The organism is Lentzea terrae (assembly GCF_003265345.1).
Lineage (GTDB): Bacteria > Actinomycetota > Actinomycetes > Mycobacteriales > Pseudonocardiaceae > Lentzea > Lentzea terrae.
Map to the genome: position 1 here is coordinate 641991 of NZ_QFWW01000026.1, position 18355 is coordinate 660345.

An 18355-nucleotide genomic window follows, 5' to 3' on the forward strand; every position below is an offset into this window, starting at 1 on the left:
GACGTTAAGTGCCTATCCGCACCAACCGCGGCCGTGCCGCGGTCTACCGCAGGCTCTGGGGCTGGCCGCTGCGTTCCCCGCGCCACCTGGCCGCGTCGATCATCATGTTCGTGGTGGTGGTCGTCGCGCTGGGCATCATCATCCCGAAGGTCCTGGACCGCCAGCCTTCCTCGCCTTCGAGCGTCGGCCAGTCGTCCACGTCGCCGCAGGGCACCCAGGTCGGCCAGTTGCCGTCCAGCGGCGCCTCGCTGCCGACCAAGCAGCCGCCGCCGTCCGCCTCCGCCTCCGCCGCTCCGCCCGCCGCCGACGCGCAGCTGGTCGCCGAGCTGTGGGCGGAGACCTGGATCAAGCCGCCACCGGACAACGACGTCAACAAGTGGCTCGCGCAGCTCCGTCCGTACACGACGGAAGAGTTCCTCGCGCAGATGGCGACGATCGACCCCAAGAACGTGCCGGACAAGCTCACGCCGGGAGTGCGGGCGGTGCGGTCGACCGTCTCGTCGGCTGACTTCGAGGTCACCACGGACCTCGGCAAGGTCGTCATCACGTTGATCAAGCTCTCGCCGAGCAACGAGTGGCGGGTCAACAGTTACACGAAGGCGGGCTGACCATGCGCCTCATGTTGCTGATCGGTGCTCTCGTCGCAGTCGTCGTGATCGCGGTGACGACGTCCGGTGTCACGCAGGTGATCAGCAACTCCACGAACCCGGCGGCTCAGGACGGTTTGCGGCTCACGAGCTGCAACGCCGCCATCGGTCCGTGGGACGCGGGCGGCGGCGACAAGGGCCGCCACGACGCGTCGCGGCTCAACGACGAACAGCGCAACATCGTCGCGCGCATCATCTCCATCGGCCAGGAGCGCAAGCTGCCGCCGCTCGCGTGGCAGATCGCGATCCAGGCGGGCATGACCGAGTCGGGCCTGCGTCCGCTGAACTACGGCGACCGCGACTCGCTCGGCATCTTCCAGATGCGTCCGTCGATGGGCTGGGGATCACCAGCAGAGGTGATCGACCCGACCTACGCGATCAACAAGTTCTACGACGTGCTGCTGAAGGTGCCGGACTGGGAGAACAAGCGTCCCGGCGACTCGGCGCAGGCGGTCGAGCGGTCGGCGTTCCCGGACAGGTACCACAACTGGGAGGCCATGGCGGCGTTCCTGCTCGGTGAGCTGGGGGAGATCAGCGACCCGGCCGGCTGCGGCGAGGGCGCGGGCCAGTTCCTGCTGGCGTCGAACGCGGCGGGCATCGCCATCCAGTTCACCAGGGAGCAGCTGGGCGAGCCGTACCTGTGGGGCGGCAACGGCCCGGACGCCTGGGACTGCTCCGGCATCCTGGTGAAGGCGTTCGCGGCGGCCGGCGTGAAGATCCCACGCGTCGCGAACGACCAGTACGAGAAGGGCGGCGCCCACCTGGCGGTGCGCGAGGCCCAAGCAGGCGACCTCCTTTTCTGGGCGTACAACACCGCAGACCCGCGCTCGGTGCACCACGTGGGCATGTACCTCGGCAACGACGAGTACATCCATGCCCCCCAGACGGGTGACGTCGTGAAGATCAGCAAGATCAACTGGAATTATCACGAGTTGATGCCGCTGGCCGTCCGGCCGGGCGTGTAGATCGCGGGGAGGCGCTGCATGTTCAACCACGACCCCATCCCGAGGCCTTCCGGACCACCGGCGTCGAGCACACCAGTGCGTGACTACATGGCGGCCGGTGCCCCTGGCGTGTCGCCCGACTACGTGGTGGTCCCACGCGCGCTGGCCGAGGCGATGCCGTTGCCGTGGCAGCAGCACTTCACCCACCTGCTGGCCGAGTTCCACCGCACCTACGGCCACCTGAACTGGCCGATCTACCGGGTGGTGCCGTCCCGCTACGAGAAGCTCGCCGACCTCGACGAGGACCAGCTGGCCGAGGTCGGCGCCATCATGGAGATCGACTCCGACGGCTCTCTGGTCTACCGGGACCGCTCCGGGCGTAAGATCGAGAACGCCGAGGACCGCACCGTGCTGGTCTCGTGTTTGGACCCGATCCCGTCGGAGTACGCCAACGCCAACCAGTCAACGCCGCCGCGGGGATTCCCGGCGCCTTTGGGAGGCGAGCGAGTATGAGCGACACGAGCGGTTGGTACTACTGCCTGACCCACCAGACCGTGGAAAAGGGCAAGGGCTGCCGCGGCGGCGACCGCATGGGCCCCTACCCGGACGAGGCCACTGCGGCCCGCGCTCTGGAGATCGCCCGCGAAAAGACCCGCGCCGCGGACGAGGCCGAGAAGAAGTGGCGCGGCGACGACGAGGACTGACGTCTTAGTGCCGTGACCGTCAGCCTTCGCCCCGTATTTCGCCGGTCAGACGGGTGCATCGTGGTGCCGGCCCCGCGTCCTCGTACTGGTTGTACGGTGCCGCGGGGCCGGTGCCGCGAGGTGCCCTGCTGAGCGCCGGAAGACGCGGCGATGGTTGGCGGTCACGGCACTACCCTGTGCGGGTGGCCTCATTGGTGATCCGCACGGGTCGTGCTGACCTCGACTTCGACGGCATTCGCACCGAGTTCGGACTTCGGCCTACGTTTCCCGCCGAGGTTCTGGCCGAGGCTGAGGCGGCGGTCTCCCGTTCGCCGGGCGACCGCCCCGACCTCACCTCGATCCCGCTGGTGACGATCGACCCGCCGGGCGCGAAGGACCTGGACCAGGCACTCTGCCTGGAGCGGACCTCGTCCGGTTTCGTCGTGCACTACGCCATCGCCGACCTGGGCGCCTTCGTGACGCCCGGCGGTGCGCTGGACACCGAGGTCCGCCAACGCGGCCAGACCGTCTACCTCCCCGACGGCAACGTGCCGCTCCACCCGACCGTGCTCTCCGAGGGCGCCGCCTCTCTCCTGCCCGGCGTCGTCCGCCCCGCCGTCCTGTGGACGTTCACCTGCTCGGCTGACGGCGTGCCCACCTCGGTCGAAGTGCGCCGAGCGCTGGTGCGTTCCACCGCCCAGTTCGACTACGCCGCGGTGCAGGAAACCTTCGACGCGGGCAACCCGCACCCGTCCGTGGCCGCGCTGGCCGAGTTCGGCCCGCTGCGCCGCGCACTGGCCCGCGAGCGCGGCGCCATCGAACTGCAGCTGCCAGAGCAGGAGATCGAGTCCAACGGCGACGGCTGGAAGCTGGTCACCCGCCCACGGGCCCAAGTGGACGCGTGGAACGCCGAGATCTCCTTGATGACCGGCATGGCCGCAGCCTCGCTCATGCTGGACGCCCGCGTCGGCATCCTCCGCACCCTCCCCAACCCGGACGCAGCCGCGGTGGCGTCCCTCCGCAAGTCCGCCGCCGCCCTGCAGGTGCCATGGCCTGCCGACGTCTCGCCGGGCGCCCTCCTGGCCGACCTCGATGCCTCAACACCAGAAGCGCTGGCCCTGTTCACCGACGCCACTCGCCTGTTGCGCGGCGCGGGCTACACGGCCTTCAACGGCACGGTCCCCGAAGTCACCACACACGCCGGCGTCGCTGCGCCGTACACACACGTCACCGCACCACTCCGCCGCCTGGTCGACCGGTTCGCCACCGAGGCCTGCCTGGCGATCTCGGCAGGCCAGGACCTGCCTCCTTGGCTGTCCGAATCCTTGCCCCAGCTACCTGCGCTGATGGGTGCCTCGGACTCGCTGGCGTCGAAGGTGGAACGGGCGTCGCTGGACCTGGTCGAGGCATGGGTGCTGGCCGGACGGGTCGGCCAGGAGTTCTCCGCCGTGGTGCTGCGGGCGGGGGAGCAGGAGGCCGAGGTGTTCATCGCGAACCCGCCGGTGCTGGCCAAATGCTCGGGCAAACGTTTGCCGGAAGGGGAGCAGGTCAAGGTCCGGCTGGTGGAGGCGGACCCGGTGCAGCGGCGGGTGCGCTTCGAACGGGCGTGAGCAAGCCGACCCGCACCGCTGCCTGCGCTCACCCGGTTCACGCCCGCCGAGCTTCGAGCGCAAGGTCACGTTGCACAGCCCGCCCCCACCCACCCGTGTGAAGATGCACGGGTGACAGACATTCGTGACCTCACCGTCGGCGTCCTGGGCGGCACCGGAGCCCAGGGCAAGGGCCTCGCCATCCGCTGGGCCAAGGCGGGCCTCAAGGTGATCATCGGCTCCCGCAGCGCCGAGCGCGCCACCCAGGCGGCCAAGGAGATCGTCGAGGTTGCCGGTGGCGACGTCCAGGGCATGGACAACGAGAACTGCGCTGCCGACTCGGACATCGTGCTGGTCGCGGTGCCGTGGGACGGGCACGGCGACCTGCTGCAGAGCTTGCGCGACCAGCTGGCCGGGAAGATCGTCATCGACTGCGTGAACCCGCTCGGCTTCGACAAGCAGGGGCCGTTCGCGCTGCCGGTCACCGAGGGCAGCGCTGCCCAGCAGGCCGAGCTGCTCCTGCCCGAGTCCCGGGTCACCGCCGCGTTCCACCACGTGTCCGCCGTGCTGCTCGCCGACCTCAACGTGTCCGAAGTGGACATGGACGTCCTGGTTCTCGGCGACGACCGCGAGGCCACCGACACCGTCCGAGAGCTGGCCGAACTGGTGCCCGGCTTCCGGGGTGTCTACGGCGGCCGGCTGCGCAACGCCCACCAGGTCGAGGCGTTTACCGCGAACCTCATCGCGGTCAACCGCCGGTACAAGACCCACGCCGGCTTGAAGATCACGGGAGTCTGATGCTGCCCGTCGACGACCTCGGTGAGCCGGTAGCGCTCGACCAGCCCCAGCGCGTGGTCAGCCTCGTTCCCTCCATCACCGAGGCCGTCGCGGTCAGCGTGCCCCAAGCCCTCATCGGCGCCACGGACTACTGCACGCATCCGTCCGATTTGGACGTCCAACGCGTCGGTGGGTCGAAGTACCCCGACACCGACAAAATCCTCGCACTGCAACCGGATCTCGTCATCGCCAACTCCGAGGAGAACCGCGCGGAGGACGTCGACCGGTTGCGCGCCAACGGCATCCAGGTCTGGGTGACCGAGGCACCGAAAACCGTGCCGATGTCCCTGAAGTCGCTGAGACGCCTCTTTGCCACCGCCTGGGACCTCGAACCGGACTGGCTCAACGAAGCCGAAAACCTGTGGCGCGACACGAAGCCAAAACACATGACCGCGCTGATCCCGGTCTGGCGCCGCCCGTGGGTCGTCGTAGGCCGCGACACTTTCGCCACCGATGTGTTGCGACGCTTGGGAATCGAGAACGTCTACGGCGACCACGAAGAACGCTACCCGCGCCCAACCCTCGAAGAGCTGAACCAGAAACGCCCTGACCTGGTCATCCTGCCCGACGAACCGTACGTCTTCACGCACGAGGACGGCCCGGAGAGCTTCCCCGGACTGCCATATGTCCTGGTCAACGGCAGACACCTGACCTGGTACGGCCCGTCCCTGGTAGAAGCCAGAGCCGGCCTGGAACAGGCCCTCGACTACGGCCAGGGTTGACAACCGTAGGTGGATTCGCACGACCACCGACGCTGCCAGGATCTCCGCCATGGGGAAACTAGCCGCCATCATCGCGACCGCCGCAGCCGTCACGACCCTCACCGCCATCCCGGCCTCGGCCGAACCGGTCGTCCTCTACCAGCTCGCCGGCAGCAACCGCTGTCTCGCCGACAGCGGCAGCGACATCGTGCTGAGGGCCTGCAACGAGGCCGTTCTCGACCAGAACTGGATCGTCCCGGTCACGGACGCGGACATTCCGCGCAACAGGGCCACCGGCAAGTGCCTGACCGCCACCGGCGCGGGGAACGTGCTGGCACAGGCGTGCGGCACCGGCAGCCAGCGCTGGCGCCGCACCCCGTTGAGCGACAGGTCCTTCCAGTTCCGCAACCTCGGCACGGACAAGTGCCTGACCGCGCAGGTCACCGTTGCCACTTGCGCCACGACGAGCGCGAAGTGGAACCGCCTGCGTTAGTCGCGGAACCGATCCGTCGCCTCCAGCAACGCGGACAGGATGCCGGGCTCGTCGTAAGCGTGCCCGGCATCCGGCACCAGCACCAGTTCCGATCCCGGCCAGGCCTTGTGCAGGTCCCACGCCGATACCGCGGGCGTCGCGATGTCGTACCGCCCCTGCACGATCACCCCTGGCACATCAGCCAACCGACCAGCGTCCCGGATCAGCTGACCCTCCTCGAACCACCCGTTGTTCACGAAGTAGTGGTTCTCGATCCGCGCGAACGCCAGCGCGTACGAAGGCTCAGCGAACTCCGCCACCAACTCCGGCCGCGGCAACAACGTCACGGTCGCGCCCTCCCAGGTGCTCCACGCGACCGCCGCCGGCCCGTGCACGGAAGGATCCGGCGAGGCGAGCAACTTCGCGTACAGCTCAACAGGATCGCCCGACAAGCCGTCGAGCGGCGCCGTGAACTTCTCCCACAGGTCGGGGAAGAGATGAGCCGCCCCACCGCGGTAGTACCAGTCCACTTCGGACGAACGCAGCGTGAAGATCCCGCGCAGCACCAGCTCGGAAACCCGCGAAGGATGCTTCTCGGCATACGCAAGAGCCAGCGTCGACCCCCAAGATCCACCGAACACCTGCCAGCGCGAGATGCCAAGCGACTCCCGCAACAGCTCGATGTCGGAAACCAGGTGCCAGGTCGTGTTCAACGACAGATCGCCCGAAACAGCGGCGTGCGGCAGCGAACGCCCGCACCCGCGCTGGTCGAACAGCACGATCCGGTAGGCGGACGGGTCGAACAGGCGGCGGTGCGACGGCGAGCAGCCGCCGCCGGGGCCGCCGTGCAGGAAGACGACGGGCTTGCCGTCCGGGTTGCCGCATTCCTCCCAGTACACGAGGTTGCCGTCACCGGTGTCCAAATGGCCTGACGCGTAGGGCTCGATCTCCGGGTACATGGGCCTATCGTCGAGGTCATGGCGCAGTTCACGAAAGAGAATTCGGCCACGGGAGCGTTCGTCCGGCAGCCGAACCGCTTCACCGCCCGGCCGGAGCCCGAACCCGGCCGCTACCGGCTCGTCGTCAGCCTCGCCTGCCCGTGGGCGCACCGCGCGATCATCGTCCGCAAGCTGCTCAACCTCGAAGACGCCATCTCACTGGCGGTCGTCGACCCGATCAGGGACGAGAAGGGCTGGCGGTTCGCGCAAACCGACCCGGTCCTGCACATCGACTACCTCAAAGAGGCCTACGACAGGGCCGACGAGAACTACGACGGCCGCGTCACCGTTCCCGCGCTCGTCGACACGACCACCGGCAAGGTCGTCACCAACGACTACCCGCAGATCACGCTGGACTTCAGCCTCCGCTGGCGCCCGGAGAGCACCCTCTACCCGGAACACCTGCGCGAAGAGATCGACGCCTGGATCGAGCCGATCTTCCACAACGTCAACAACGGCGTCTACAAGGCCGGTTTCGCCACCTCGCAGGAGGCCTACGAGCAGGCGTACACCAACTTGTTCGCGGAACTGGACCGCATCGAAGAGCACCTCGACACGAACAACTACCTGGTCGGCAACCAGCTCACCGAGGTCGACATCCGGCTCTGGACCACGCTCGTGAGGTTCGACGCGGTCTACCACGGCCACTTCAAGTGCAACCGCAACAAGCTCACGGAGATGCCGAACCTCTGGGCGTACGCGAAGCGCCTCTACGAAGAATTCGCGGACACGGTCGACTGGGACCACATCAAGCGCCACTACTACGTGACGCACCACCAGATCAATCCCACCGGCATCGTGCCGGCGGGCCCAGACCCGGAGGTCTGGACCCGCTAGACCACGAACGTCAGTGGAAGGTGTGCTCGGGACCGGGGAACTGGTGCCCGCGCACCTCGTTGGCGAACTCCGCCGCCGCGCCCAGCATGATGTTGCCGATGTCCGCGTAGCGCTTGACGAACCGAGGCGCCTTGCCGCGGTTCAGGCCCATCATGTCCTGCCAGACGAGCACCTGGGCGTCGGTGTCCGGACCGGCGCCGATGCCGACGGTAGGGATGACCAGGTCGTGCGTGATCTGCTTGGCGACCTCGGCGGTCACCATCTCTAGCACGACCGCGAACGCGCCGGCCTCCTGCACCGCGATCGCGTCCTGGAGCACCACGTCGTGGTTCTCGTGGCGGCCCTGCACCCGGTAGCCGCCCAACTGGTGCTCGGACTGCGGGGTGAATCCGATGTGGGCCATGACCGGGATGCCGGCGGCCGTGATGGCGCGGATGTGAGGCGCGAAGTACGAGCCGCCCTCCAGCTTGACCGCGTGCGCCTTGCCTTCCTTCATGAACCGCACCGCGGTCGCGACGGCCTGCTCGACCGACACCTGGTAGGAGCCGAACGGCAGGTCAGCGACCACGAGAGAGCGCTTGACCGAGCGCGTCACCGCGCGTACGAGCGGTACGAGCTCGTCCACCGTGACCGGCAGCGAGGTCTCGTGCCCGTAGACGGTGTTCGACGCGGAGTCGCCGACCAGCAGAACGGGGATGCCGGCCTCGTCGAAGATCGAGGCGGTGAACGTGTCGTAGGAGGTGAGCATGGGCCACGGCTCGCCGCGTTCCTTCATCTCACGCAGGTGGTGCACGCGAACCCGCTTGGCAGGGGCCTTCTGGCCCGCAGTCTGGCCCGCACCGGTGCCGTAGGGCGCGGAAACTTCGGCATTGGTCATCGTCGACCGTTCCTTTCCTCGAGGCCCACACGGGGTCCCCGGGCGCTTGGTGCACGGTTGCCGAACACCAGAGTGACACCGTCAGCAGGAAACGGAACACAGATGCGGTTACCGTCACACGGGTGGCATCACGAATCACTGAACTGGTACTCGACTGCACCGATCCGGAACGTCTTGCCACCTTCTGGGGAGAAGTTCTGGGCTACGAGATCCTCGGCCGCGAGGACGACTGGACCGAGATCGGTCCACCGGACAAGCGCACGACGCTGCTATTCCTGCGCAACCCGGACCGCAAGCAGCAGAAGCTCCGGCTGCACATCGACGTCACGGCCACCGACCGCGACCAGGAGGCCGAGCTGGACCGCCTCCTCGCGACAGGTGCCACCCAGGTCGACATCAGCCAGGGCCCGGACGTGAGCTGGCACGTGCTCGCCGACCCGGAGGGCAACGAGTTCTGCCTGCTCAGCGGTCGGGCAGACCCCTGAGCACCTCCCGGACGGCCATGACCACGGCGTCCGGCCGGTCCATCTGGATCATGTGACGGCTGCCGGGCACCGGGACGTTGCGCCCCCACGGCACGAGCGCGGCCAACGACCGGTGCTCGGGCCACACCTTCCGTCCCGCCGTGAGCACGAGCCACGGCACGCGCGGCAGCTCACGGCGTTGGCGCAGGCGTTCCAGCGTCGCCACCTGACCGGGGTACGACGCGAGCTCCCACAGCACCGCCCGCCCCACGCCCGGCCGCCGGTAGACCATCTCCACGAGGTCGGCGGGCGCCGGATCGGTCACGCCCAGCGTCGAGGCCGCGGTCAGCCAGTTGCGGAACGAGTGCCCGAACCGCCGGGTGAGCCGGGCGCCGAGCCAGCGGCTGCCGAACGCCCGCATTGCCTGGGCGACCACGGCGGACATGTCGAGCGGCGCCCCGGCACCCGGCGTCTCGGTGTCCGGATCGAGCAGCACGACCCCGTCGACCCGATGCGGCCGCAACCGCGCATAGGCCTCGACGTGCAGAGCCGCCATCGAGTGCCCGACCAGGACCGCTCGCGGGATCCCGCGCAGCACCGCGTCCAGCACCGCCACCTCGCGTGCCAGCGACGGCCCGCGCCGCGCCACTCCGCTCATCCCGAGCCCCGGCCGGTCGAACACGATCACCCGAGCGTGCGGTGCCAGCAGCCGCACCGTCCGGTCCCAGTCGAACCACGCCCCGCCCAGTCCCGAGCTGAGCACGACGACCGGCTGGTCGACACGCCCGGAGAAGGCGACATGCACCCGTCCGGCCGAAGACGAGATCATGGAGGTCATCAGCGGACCTCAGGAGTTGACGTGATACCGGCGTGGAAGTGGAAGACGGCAGGCGCGATTGCGACGGTCGTGCAGCTGGCAGCCGCGTTGTCGCTGCTCAGACTGGTCCTGCCGGAGGACAGCTGGTTCACCGACGTCGCCGACGGCATCGGGTACGTCTTCGGCCTGCCGATCGACGGAAACCTCTTCATCGCCCTCGTGTTCTTCGTGCTGGGCGCCGCCCTGCGCAGGCACAAGCGAGCAGCGCTGTGGGCGCTGCTGCTGTTCCAGGTCGTCGGTCTGGTGCTGGTCGGGCTCACCATGGTCATCCTGGCGGTAGCGCCTGAAGAAATCTTGAACGAGGGCGAAGAAGCGCATTGGGTGTCTCTCGGCGTCGGCGTCGGGACCTCGCTGGTGTTCGTCGCGCTGCTGTGGATCGTGCGGGAGGCGTTCCCCGCGCGGCTGGCCCGCGGCGCGTGGCGGCGGGCGCTGTCGTCGTTCGTGCTGGGCATGATCGGACTGGTGCTCCTCGGCTGGGGCCTCGCCGAGGTCTTCCCCGGCAAGCTGGTCCAGCTGACCGACAAACTGGTGTGGGCGGCGAACCAGGCGACGGGTGAGGTCGTCCGGCTGGGACGGCTCGACATCCCGGAGGGGCCGCAGTGGCTGAGCGTCCTGCTGGGACTCGGCGGCACGCTCGTCGCGATCCACGCGATGTACCTGTTCTTCCGCGGTGTCCGCACCCAGAGCATGATCACGCCGGAGCAGGAGCTCGACGTGCGCCGGTTGCTCGCCGCCGACGGTGAGCCCGACTCGCTGGGCTACTTCGCGACCAGGCGCGACAAGAGCGTGGTCTTCGCGGCTTCCGGGCGGGCGGCGCTGACGTACCGGGTGATCGGTGGCGTGACGCTGGCCTCGGCCGACCCGATCGGTGATGAGGAGGCGTGGCCGGAAGCCGTGCAGGCGTGGCTCGCCGAGGCGCGGACCTACGGCTGGACGCCCGGTGTGCTGGGCGCGTCCGAACGCGGTGCGCAGGTCTACACCGACGCCGGGCTGAAGGCGCTCGAGATCGGCGACGAGGCGATCCTGGACGTCCGCCGGTTCGTGCTCTCCGGTCCGGACCGGAGAGGGCTGCGTCAGGCGGTCTCGCGCGTCGAACGGGCCGGCTACACCACGCGGGTCCGCCGGCACAGCGAGATCGCGCCGGACGAGATGTCGTCCATTTTGGACCTGGCGGAGGCCTGGCGGGGTGCCGAGACCGAGCGCGGGTTCTCCATGGCGTTGGGGCGCCTGGGAGATCCCAGCGACGGTCGCTGCGTGATGGTCGAGGCCTACGACGCTTCTGGTGCCCTGCGCGGGCTCCTGTCGTTCGTGCCGTGGGGCCGTCGTGGCGTGTCGCTCGACCTGATGCGACGCGACCGGGCGGCGGAGAACGGTCTCAACGAGTACATGGTCGCCCAGCTCGCGGCCGCCGCCGGACATCTTGGCGTGCAACGGATCTCGTTGAACTTCGCGATGTTCCGCGCGGTGTTCGAGGAGGGCGAGAAGATCGGCGCCGGCCCGGTGCTGCGGGCGTGGCGGCAGGTGCTGTCGCTCGCGTCGCGGTTCTTCCAGCTGGAGTCGCTCTACCGGTCGAACGCCAAGTACCTGCCGGACTGGGAGCCGCGGTTCCTCTGCTACCAGCGCTCCCGGTCGTTGCCGCGGGTCAGCATCGCCGCCGGCGTCGCGGAAGGGTTCGTGCCGTCGCTGCGGTCGTTGCGCAAGCGGGCGCTGCAGAAGACCGACGTGAGCTCCGAGTTCGCCGCGAAGGTCGCCGAGATCGACGCGATCCGCGTCGAACCGAAGGTGGTGCGCAGGCCGGAACAGGTCAGGGTCCGGATCGCGAAGGTCGACCGGCTGGTGTCCCAGGGCGTCGACCCGTACCCGGTGGGCTTCGCGCGCACCGATCTCCTTGCGGCGGCACGAGAACGCTTCGGCGAGGACGTGTCGGTCACCGGCCGCGTGGTGGCGCTGCGGGAGATGGGCAAGCTGTGCTTCGCGCGGCTGCGGGACTTCAGCGGCGAGATCCAGCTGATGCTGTCGGCCGACTCGCTCGGCGACGCGCTGGCGTCCTGGAAGTCCGACGTCGACCTGGGCGACCACGTCGGCGTCACCGGCCGGGTGATCAAGTCCGACCACGGTGAGATCTCGGTGCTGGCCACCTCGTGGGTGATGACCGCGAAGTGCCTGCACCCGTTGCCGGACAAGCGGAAGGGCTTCACCGACCCGGAGGCCCGCGTCCGCCAGCGCTACCTGGACCTGGTGGTGAACCAGGACTCCGCGCACCTGTTGAAGCTGCGCAGCGACGTGATCCGCAGCGTGCGCGAGTTCCTGCACTCGTACGAGTACCTCGAAGTCGAGACGCCGATGCTGCAGGCGGTGCACGGCGGCGCGAACGCCCGGCCGTTCGTCACCCACATCAACGCCTACGACATGCGGATGTACCTGCGGATCGCGCCGGAGCTGTACCTCAAGCGGCTGTGCGTCGCCGGCGTGGACCGGGTGTTCGAGCTGAACCGCAACTTCCGCAACGAGGGCGCGGACGCCACGCACAACCCCGAGTTCACGATGCTGGAGGCCTACCAGGCCTATGCGGACTACCGGGTCATGCTCGACCTGATGCGCACGGTGATCCAGCACGCGGCGCGCACGGCGTTCGGCGAGGAGGTGGCGCACCGGCCGGACGGCGCGTTCGACATCTCGGGGGAGTGGCCGGTGATTCCGGTCTACACGGCGGTTTCCAAGGCGCTGGACGCGGTGGTGACCCCCGACACGTCCGTTTCGGAGTTGCGTTCGTTGCTGAGCGCACGGGACGTGGAGATCAACGAGGACTGGGACCACGGCCAGCTCGTGCTGGAGGCCTACGACTCGTTCGTCGAGGCCAACACCGTCGGGCCGACGTTCTACATCGACTTCCCGACCTCGGTGTCACCGCTGACCAGGCAGCACCGCGAGGACCCGCGGCTGGCCGAGCGGTGGGACCTGGTCGCGTTCGGTGCGGAGATCGGCACGGCCTACTCCGAGCTGACCGACCCGCTGGAGCAGCGGCGCCGGCTGGAGGCGCAGTCGTTGAAGGCCGCGTCCGGTGACGTCGAGGCGATGGAGCTGGACGAGGACTTCCTGCGCGCCCTGGAGCACGGCATGCCGCCGACGGGCGGGCTCGGGATGGGCGTCGACCGGCTGCTGATGATGCTGACCGGTACGTCGATCCGGCAGAGCGTGCTGTTCCCCTTCGTCCGGCCTCAATGATCGAGATACGCGAGGACGGCTTGGACGCGTCGGTCGCCCGAGCCGTCCTCACTGTTGAGGCCGAGCTTCAGGAAGACGTTGCCGATGTGCTTGTGGACGGCTCCTGCGCTGATGACGAGCCGTTCGCCGATGGCGGCGTTGGACAGTCCTTCCGCCATCAGCCCGAGGACTTCACGCTCGCGCGGTGACAGCGCGCTGAGCGCGTCGTCCGCCTTGCGCCGCACCAGCAGCTGCGACACGACCTCGGGGTCGAGCGCCGTGCCACCAGCCGCCACGCGATGCAGCGACTCCAGGAAGTCCGCGACCTTGCCGACCCGTTCCTTCAGCAGGTAGCCGACACCGCCGTTGGTCCCGGCGAGCAGCTCGTGCGCGTAGCTCTGCTCCACCCAGGCCGACAGCACCAGCACGGCGAGCTTCGGGTGGCGCCGTCGTGCTTCCACGGCCGCCCTCAACCCCTCGTCCGTGAACGTCGGCGGCATCCGCACGTCGACCACGGCGATGTCCGGCTCGTGCTCGGCCACGGCGTCGAGGAAGTCGTCCGGGTTGTCGGTCGCCGCCGCCACGTCGAGGCCTTCGTTGCGCAACAACAACGTCAGTCCCTCACGGAGCAGTGCGTCGTCTTCGGCGATCACGATGCGCATGTTCACTTCCCCACTGGTAGCACGACGGTGAGCACGGTAGGGCCGCCCTCGGGACTGCTGACGCTCGCGGTGCCGTCCAACGCCGCCACCCGGCCGCGAATGCCTTCCAAACCGGTCCCCTGCTGCTCGTCCGCGCCGCCCTTGCCGTCGTCGTGCACCAGGACGGTGAGTTTGTCCGCCTGAATCCCGAGACTGACCCACGCGTGCTGGGCGCCGCTGTGCTTGGCCACGTTCGTCAACGCCTCGGCGACCGCGAAGTACGCTGCCGCCTCCACCGCCGCCGGCAGCCGTCCGAGGTGGTCGGCCTGCAGCACGCACGGCACCGGGCACCGCGCCGCGAGCGCCTGGATCGCCCCGTCCAGCCCCAGATCCTCCAGCACCGGCGGGTGAATGCTGCGCACCACGTTGCGGAGCTCTTCGAGCGCGTCGCCCGCCGCGTCCTGCGCGCGGCGCAACGCCTGCACCGCGCCATCCGGATTCTGCGCGAGCGTCCGTTCCGCGATGCCGAGCATCATCACCACGCCGACCAGCTTGTTCTGCGTGCCGTCGTGCAGGTTCCGCTCGATGCGCCGCAGCTCGGCCCCGTGCGCCTGCAGCGCGGCGGCCCGCGTGGCGACGACCTCGGCCAGCCGCTTCTCCAACGAGGCCCGCGGCGGCGCCAACAAGGCCTTTGCCCACCTCGCGTCCAGGTCCGCCAGTCGCGGCAGCTGCGTCACGATCAGCGTGAGCACGATCGCGATCGGCAGGCTCAGGAACGCCTTCGCCCACGAGTCGACGTGCACGCCGAACGAGTTCTCGAACCCGCCGGGAACCGCCCACCAGATGATCGGCACGAACGGCTGCTGCACCAGGGCCCCCGGCACGGCGATCGCGACGGCCCCGAACAGCGTGCCGAAGAGGGCGTGCGTGACCAGCCACATGCCGTCGCGGCGGCTGTCCGGATCGGCCAGCACCCGTTGTGCCCGGTGCAGCCACGGCCCGTCGAGCGGCGGGGGTGATGGGAACGCATCCCCGGTGTACCGCGCGAGCCGCTGCCGGTCGAAGTCCACGATCCGACGGATGAGCGGCGCGGTGATGGGCAGCAACGGCAGCACGACGACGGACAGCAGCAGGACACCGATCGCGAGCCACGACGCGATGGCCGTCAACAGCCCGGTCGCCAGGTAGACCAGCGCCGCCCAGATCCGTTTCATGTGCGCAAATCTAGCCATCTGCCCTGGTCGTGCGCGGTAGAGCAGGCTCTACTTCAGCCCTCGCGCCATCCGCTCGTGATCGGCAGTCGCCGGTCCCGCCCGAAGGCCTTGACGGAGATCTTGGTACCCGGCGGGTACTGCCGCCGCTTGTACTCGGCCTTGTCGACCATCCGCAGCACCTTGTCGACCAGTTCGGAGGCGAACCCGGCCACGAGCAGGTCGTCGTACCCGCGGTCACCGTCGACGTACTGGGTGAGCAGCGAGTCGAGCAGGTCGTAGTCGGGCAGCGAGTCGGTGTCGACCTGGCCGGGCCGCAGCTCGGCCGACGGCGGCTTGGTGATCGAGTTCTCCGGGATCGGCGGCACCTCGCCGCGCTTCTCGGCCTCGTCGTTGCGCCACCGCGCCAGGCTGAAGACCAGGGTCTTGAACACGTCCTTGATCGGCGCGTAGCCGCCGACCGCGTCGCCGTAAATCGTCGAGTAGCCGACGGCGAGCTCGGACTTGTTGCCGGTCGCCAAAACCAGATGCCCGTGCTGGTTGGACAGCGCCATCAGCAGCATGCCGCGGCACCGGGCCTGGATGTTCTCCTCGGCCAGACCGGTCAACGACAGCTGACCCACATAAGTGGACACCATCTCGCCGATCGGTTCGGTCGTGAAGTGCAGCCCGGTCCGCTGCGCCAGGTCGGACGCGTCCGACTTGGAGTGCTCGGACGAGTACGACGACGGCATCGACACGCAGTACACCGAGTCGGGCCCGAGTGCGTCCACGGCCAGTGCGGCGACCACGGCGGAGTCGATGCCACCGGACAGACCGAGCACAACGGACCGGAAGCCGTTCTTGTGCACGTAGTCGCGAAGACCCGTGACGAGCGCGTGCCACACCTCTGCCTCATCAGACAGCGGCTCGAACACGCGCGGCGTCGGCAACGGCTCGTATGCGGGCACCGCGTCCGACACGAACACCCGGCGCACGTAGAAGTCGCCGATCTGGCCCTGCTCGTACGAGCCGTCGCCGGGCAGGTCGAAGTCCACCAGCATCAGGTGCTCGACGAACTGGGGGCCACGCCCGATCAGCTGACCATCGGCGGACACCACCAGCGAGTCGCCGTCGAACACCAGCTCGTCCTGCCCGCCGACCAGGTTGCAGTAGACGAGCGGGGCGTGTGCCTCGGCCGCGCGCCGGACCACGAGGGGCAGGCGCTGGTCGTCCTTGTTGCGCTCGTACGGCGAGGCGTTCGGCGAGACCACCAGGTCGACGCCGGCGTCACCCAGCGCGGTGATCGGGCCGCCGTCCTGCCACAGGTCCTCGCAGATCACCATGCCGACCTCGACACCGTTGATCCGCAGGATGTCCAGCGAGGAGCCGGGCTTGAAGTACCGCCGCTCGTCGAACACGCCGTAGTTGGGCAGGTGGTGCTTGCTCTGCTTCGCGACGACACGCCCGCCGTACAGCACGGCCACGGCGTTGCGCGGACCGACGGAGTCGTGCTCCAGGTAGCCGACGAACGCGGCGATGTCCCCCAGGCCGGAGGAGTCCAACGTCGCGGCCAGCGACTCCAACGCCTCGGCCGAAGCGCGCGCGAACGACGTGCGGATCGCCAGGTCCTCGACCGGGTAGCCGGTCAGCACCATCTCGGGGAAGACCACGAGGTGCGCGCCGCCTTCACGGGCCTTGCGCGTCCACTCCACGACCAACGACGCATTGCCGGAAAGGTCGCCAACAGTGGCGTTGACCTGGGCGAGCGCGATGCGAAGCTGCGGCATGCCCTCATCATCTCCCATACCATCGGGCTGTGGTCCGTCTCTTGAGCGTGTTGCTCGTCATTCCCCTTCTCGCCTCCTGCACGTCGATCATCGAAGGGGCGGCCAAGCCCGGCGTGTCCCTCGAGAAACCCGGTCCTGCCGGGACTGTCCCCGCAGGTCTGGAGAAGTTCTACGGCCAGCAGCTCGCGTGGCAGGACTGCGCGTCGTTCGCCAAGACCGGGTCGAGCCGCCAGGCCTACGGCAACAAGCGCGACGTCGAGTGCACGCGGTTGCAGGTGCCGCTCGACTACTCCAAACCGGACGGCGACACGATCATCATCGGCGTCCTGCGCTACAAGGCGACCGGTCAGAAGATCGGGTCGTTGCTGATCAACCCCGGTGGGCCTGGCGCGTCCGGCATGGCGGCGGCCGCCGGCATGGTCTCGGACTACCGCAAGACCGAGCTCGGCAAGCGGTTCGACCTGATCGGGTTCGACCCGCGGGGCATCGGCGCGAGCGAGCCGGAGGTGAAGTGCCTCACCGGACCGGAGCGCGATGCCGAGCGTTTGGACCTGGACGTTGATACGAGCGCGCAGGGAATCGCCCAAACGGAGCAAGAGAACAAGGCATATGCCGAGAAGTGTGCCGCCGGTACAAAATTCGGGGCGGCAATGCTCGCCAACTTGGGCACGCGGGACGTAGTTAAGGACATGGATGTCCTCCGCTCTGCGCTCGGCGACGCGAAGCTGAGCTATGTCGGGTACTCGTACGGCACCCGCATAGGCACCGAGTACGCCGAGACCTTCCCCCAGAACGTGCGCGCACTCATCCTCGACGGCGCCGTCGACCCCACCCAGGACCAGTTCGCGTCGCTGGTCGCCCAGGCCGCCGGCTTCCAGAAGGCCTTCACCGAGTTCTCGAAGTGGTGCCGCGCCCAGCGGGACTGCCCGCTCGGCGACGACGCCAACGCGAGCTTCCGCGAGCTGACCACGCCGTTGATCCAGAAGCCGGTCGAGGTGGGCAACCGCAAGTTGTCCTACAACGACGCGATCACCGCCGCGATCCAGGCGATGTACTCGGAGCAGCTGTGGCCGGTGTTGCTGAACGGCCTCACGGAACTGAAGAAGGGCCGCGGCACCACGCTGCTGCGTCTCGCCGACGCGTACTTCGACCGTGATGACCAGGGCAACTACTCGACCATCACGGACGCGTTCAACGCCGTGCACTGCGTCGACGACCCACGGCTGACGGACAAGAACGCGCTGTTGGAGACCGCGAAGAAGTACAAGGAGGCTGCGCCGTTCCTCGACGATGGCAACCCGGCCGGTGCCGCGCTCGACTCGTGCGCGTTCTGGCCGGCCCCGGTGACCGGCCGCACCGAGGCGCCCAAGGCCGGCGGCATCCCGCCGCTGCTGGTCATCTCGACGACCGGTGATCCCGCCACCCCGTACGAGGCGGGCGTGAACCTGGCCAAAGCGCTCAACTCGAAGCTGCTCACGTTCGAGGGCGTCCAGCACACGGTCTTCCTGCAGGGCGAGGCGTGCGTCGACGACATCGGCGTGAAGTACCTGATCGACCAGACCTTGCCCGCCGACGGAACCCGGTGCGCCTAATGACGAAGAGGC

At 68.7% G+C, this 18355-nt stretch carries 18 protein-coding genes; 12 read left to right on the forward strand and 6 right to left on the reverse strand.

Features of this window, described 5'->3' with window-relative positions:
• The first annotated feature begins 8 nt into the window (after positions 1-8).
• The 8 genes from DI276_RS34705 to DI276_RS34740 all read left to right on the forward strand — a co-directional run bounded on the left by DI276_RS34705 (position 9) and on the right by DI276_RS34740 (position 5894).
• Entirely contained in the window at positions 9-608 is a 600-nt protein-coding gene (locus DI276_RS34705) for a hypothetical protein (protein WP_112271289.1), read from the forward strand.
• Positions 609-610: 2 nt separating this feature from the next.
• The gene (locus tag DI276_RS34710; protein WP_112271291.1) at positions 611-1612 is read left to right on the forward strand and encodes a C40 family peptidase; all 1002 of its coding nucleotides are present in this window, start codon (positions 611-613) and stop codon (positions 1610-1612) included.
• An 18-nt stretch (positions 1613-1630) separates the two neighbouring features.
• On the forward strand, positions 1631-2104 hold the full coding sequence (locus tag DI276_RS34715; RefSeq protein WP_112271293.1) for a hypothetical protein: 474 nt from the start codon (positions 1631-1633) through the stop codon (positions 2102-2104).
• Complete coding sequence (locus DI276_RS34720) at positions 2101-2295, forward strand: hypothetical protein (RefSeq protein ID WP_112271296.1); 195 nt, start codon at positions 2101-2103, stop codon at positions 2293-2295. The genes DI276_RS34715 and DI276_RS34720 overlap by 4 nt, the downstream gene beginning before the upstream one ends.
• Positions 2296-2477: 182 nt before the next feature.
• Positions 2478-3884, forward strand: a complete 1407-nt coding sequence (locus tag DI276_RS34725) for an RNB domain-containing ribonuclease (protein WP_408610604.1) — start codon at positions 2478-2480, stop codon at positions 3882-3884.
• A 111-nt stretch (positions 3885-3995) separates the two neighbouring features.
• Positions 3996-4661, forward strand: a complete 666-nt coding sequence (gene npdG, locus DI276_RS34730; RefSeq protein WP_112271298.1) for an NADPH-dependent F420 reductase — start codon at positions 3996-3998, stop codon at positions 4659-4661.
• Positions 4661-5422: a helical backbone metal receptor gene (locus DI276_RS34735; protein ID WP_112271300.1), complete on the forward strand. Its 762-nt coding sequence runs from the start codon at positions 4661-4663 to the stop codon at positions 5420-5422. Before npdG ends, DI276_RS34735 begins: the two co-directional genes overlap by 1 nt.
• A gap of 49 nt (positions 5423-5471) precedes the next feature.
• Positions 5472-5894 carry an RICIN domain-containing protein gene (locus tag DI276_RS34740; protein WP_112271302.1) on the forward strand — a complete coding sequence of 141 codons (423 nt, stop codon included), beginning with the start codon at positions 5472-5474 and terminating at the stop codon, positions 5892-5894.
• Here the strand turns inward: DI276_RS34740 and pip are convergent.
• On the reverse strand, positions 5891-6832 hold the full coding sequence (gene pip, locus DI276_RS34745; protein WP_112271304.1) for a prolyl aminopeptidase: 942 nt from the start codon (positions 6830-6832) through the stop codon (positions 5891-5893). The genes DI276_RS34740 and pip overlap by 4 nt on opposite strands.
• Before the next feature lie 18 nt (positions 6833-6850).
• On the opposite strand from pip, the gene DI276_RS34750 reads away from it, so the two are divergent.
• Positions 6851-7708: a glutathione S-transferase family protein gene (locus DI276_RS34750; RefSeq protein WP_112271306.1), complete on the forward strand. Its 858-nt coding sequence runs from the start codon at positions 6851-6853 to the stop codon at positions 7706-7708.
• A 10-nt stretch (positions 7709-7718) separates the two neighbouring features.
• On the opposite strand, the gene panB is transcribed toward DI276_RS34750, so the two are convergent.
• On the reverse strand, positions 7719-8585 hold the full coding sequence (gene panB, locus DI276_RS34755) for a 3-methyl-2-oxobutanoate hydroxymethyltransferase (RefSeq protein WP_112271308.1): 867 nt from the start codon (positions 8583-8585) through the stop codon (positions 7719-7721).
• Positions 8586-8707: 122 nt separating this feature from the next.
• Between panB and DI276_RS34760 the strand changes: the two genes are divergently transcribed.
• Entirely contained in the window at positions 8708-9070 is a 363-nt protein-coding gene (locus DI276_RS34760) for a VOC family protein (protein WP_112271311.1), read from the forward strand.
• Here DI276_RS34760 and DI276_RS34765 read toward each other — a convergent pair.
• On the reverse strand, positions 9048-9887 hold the full coding sequence (locus DI276_RS34765; protein ID WP_112271313.1) for an alpha/beta fold hydrolase: 840 nt from the start codon (positions 9885-9887) through the stop codon (positions 9048-9050). The genes DI276_RS34760 and DI276_RS34765 overlap by 23 nt on opposite strands.
• Here DI276_RS34765 and lysX point away from each other — a divergent pair.
• Positions 9849-13151, forward strand: a complete 3303-nt coding sequence (gene lysX, locus DI276_RS34770) for a bifunctional lysylphosphatidylglycerol synthetase/lysine--tRNA ligase LysX (protein ID WP_112271315.1) — start codon at positions 9849-9851, stop codon at positions 13149-13151. The genes DI276_RS34765 and lysX overlap by 39 nt on opposite strands.
• On the opposite strand, the gene DI276_RS34775 is transcribed toward lysX, so the two are convergent.
• Genes DI276_RS34775 through DI276_RS34785 form a run of 3 tightly spaced genes read right to left on the reverse strand, consistent with a single transcriptional unit; the run spans position 13145 to position 16751 of the window.
• Positions 13145-13792 carry a response regulator gene (locus tag DI276_RS34775; protein ID WP_112271317.1) on the reverse strand — a complete coding sequence of 216 codons (648 nt, stop codon included), beginning with the start codon at positions 13790-13792 and terminating at the stop codon, positions 13145-13147. The two genes, lysX and DI276_RS34775, sit on opposite strands and share 7 nt — an antisense overlap.
• 2 nt (positions 13793-13794) lie before the next feature.
• The gene (locus tag DI276_RS34780; RefSeq protein ID WP_112271319.1) at positions 13795-14985 is read right to left on the reverse strand and encodes a sensor histidine kinase; all 1191 of its coding nucleotides are present in this window, start codon (positions 14983-14985) and stop codon (positions 13795-13797) included.
• A gap of 53 nt (positions 14986-15038) precedes the next feature.
• Positions 15039-16751, reverse strand: coding sequence for an NAD+ synthase (locus DI276_RS34785; protein WP_112271321.1), 1713 nt, complete (start codon positions 16749-16751; stop codon positions 15039-15041).
• 29 nt (positions 16752-16780) lie between these two features.
• Here DI276_RS34785 and DI276_RS34790 point away from each other — a divergent pair, with 29 nt between their 5' ends.
• Positions 16781-18343 carry an alpha/beta hydrolase gene (locus DI276_RS34790; RefSeq protein WP_112271323.1) on the forward strand — a complete coding sequence of 521 codons (1563 nt, stop codon included), beginning with the start codon at positions 16781-16783 and terminating at the stop codon, positions 18341-18343.
• Positions 18344-18355: the final 12 nt, after the last annotated feature.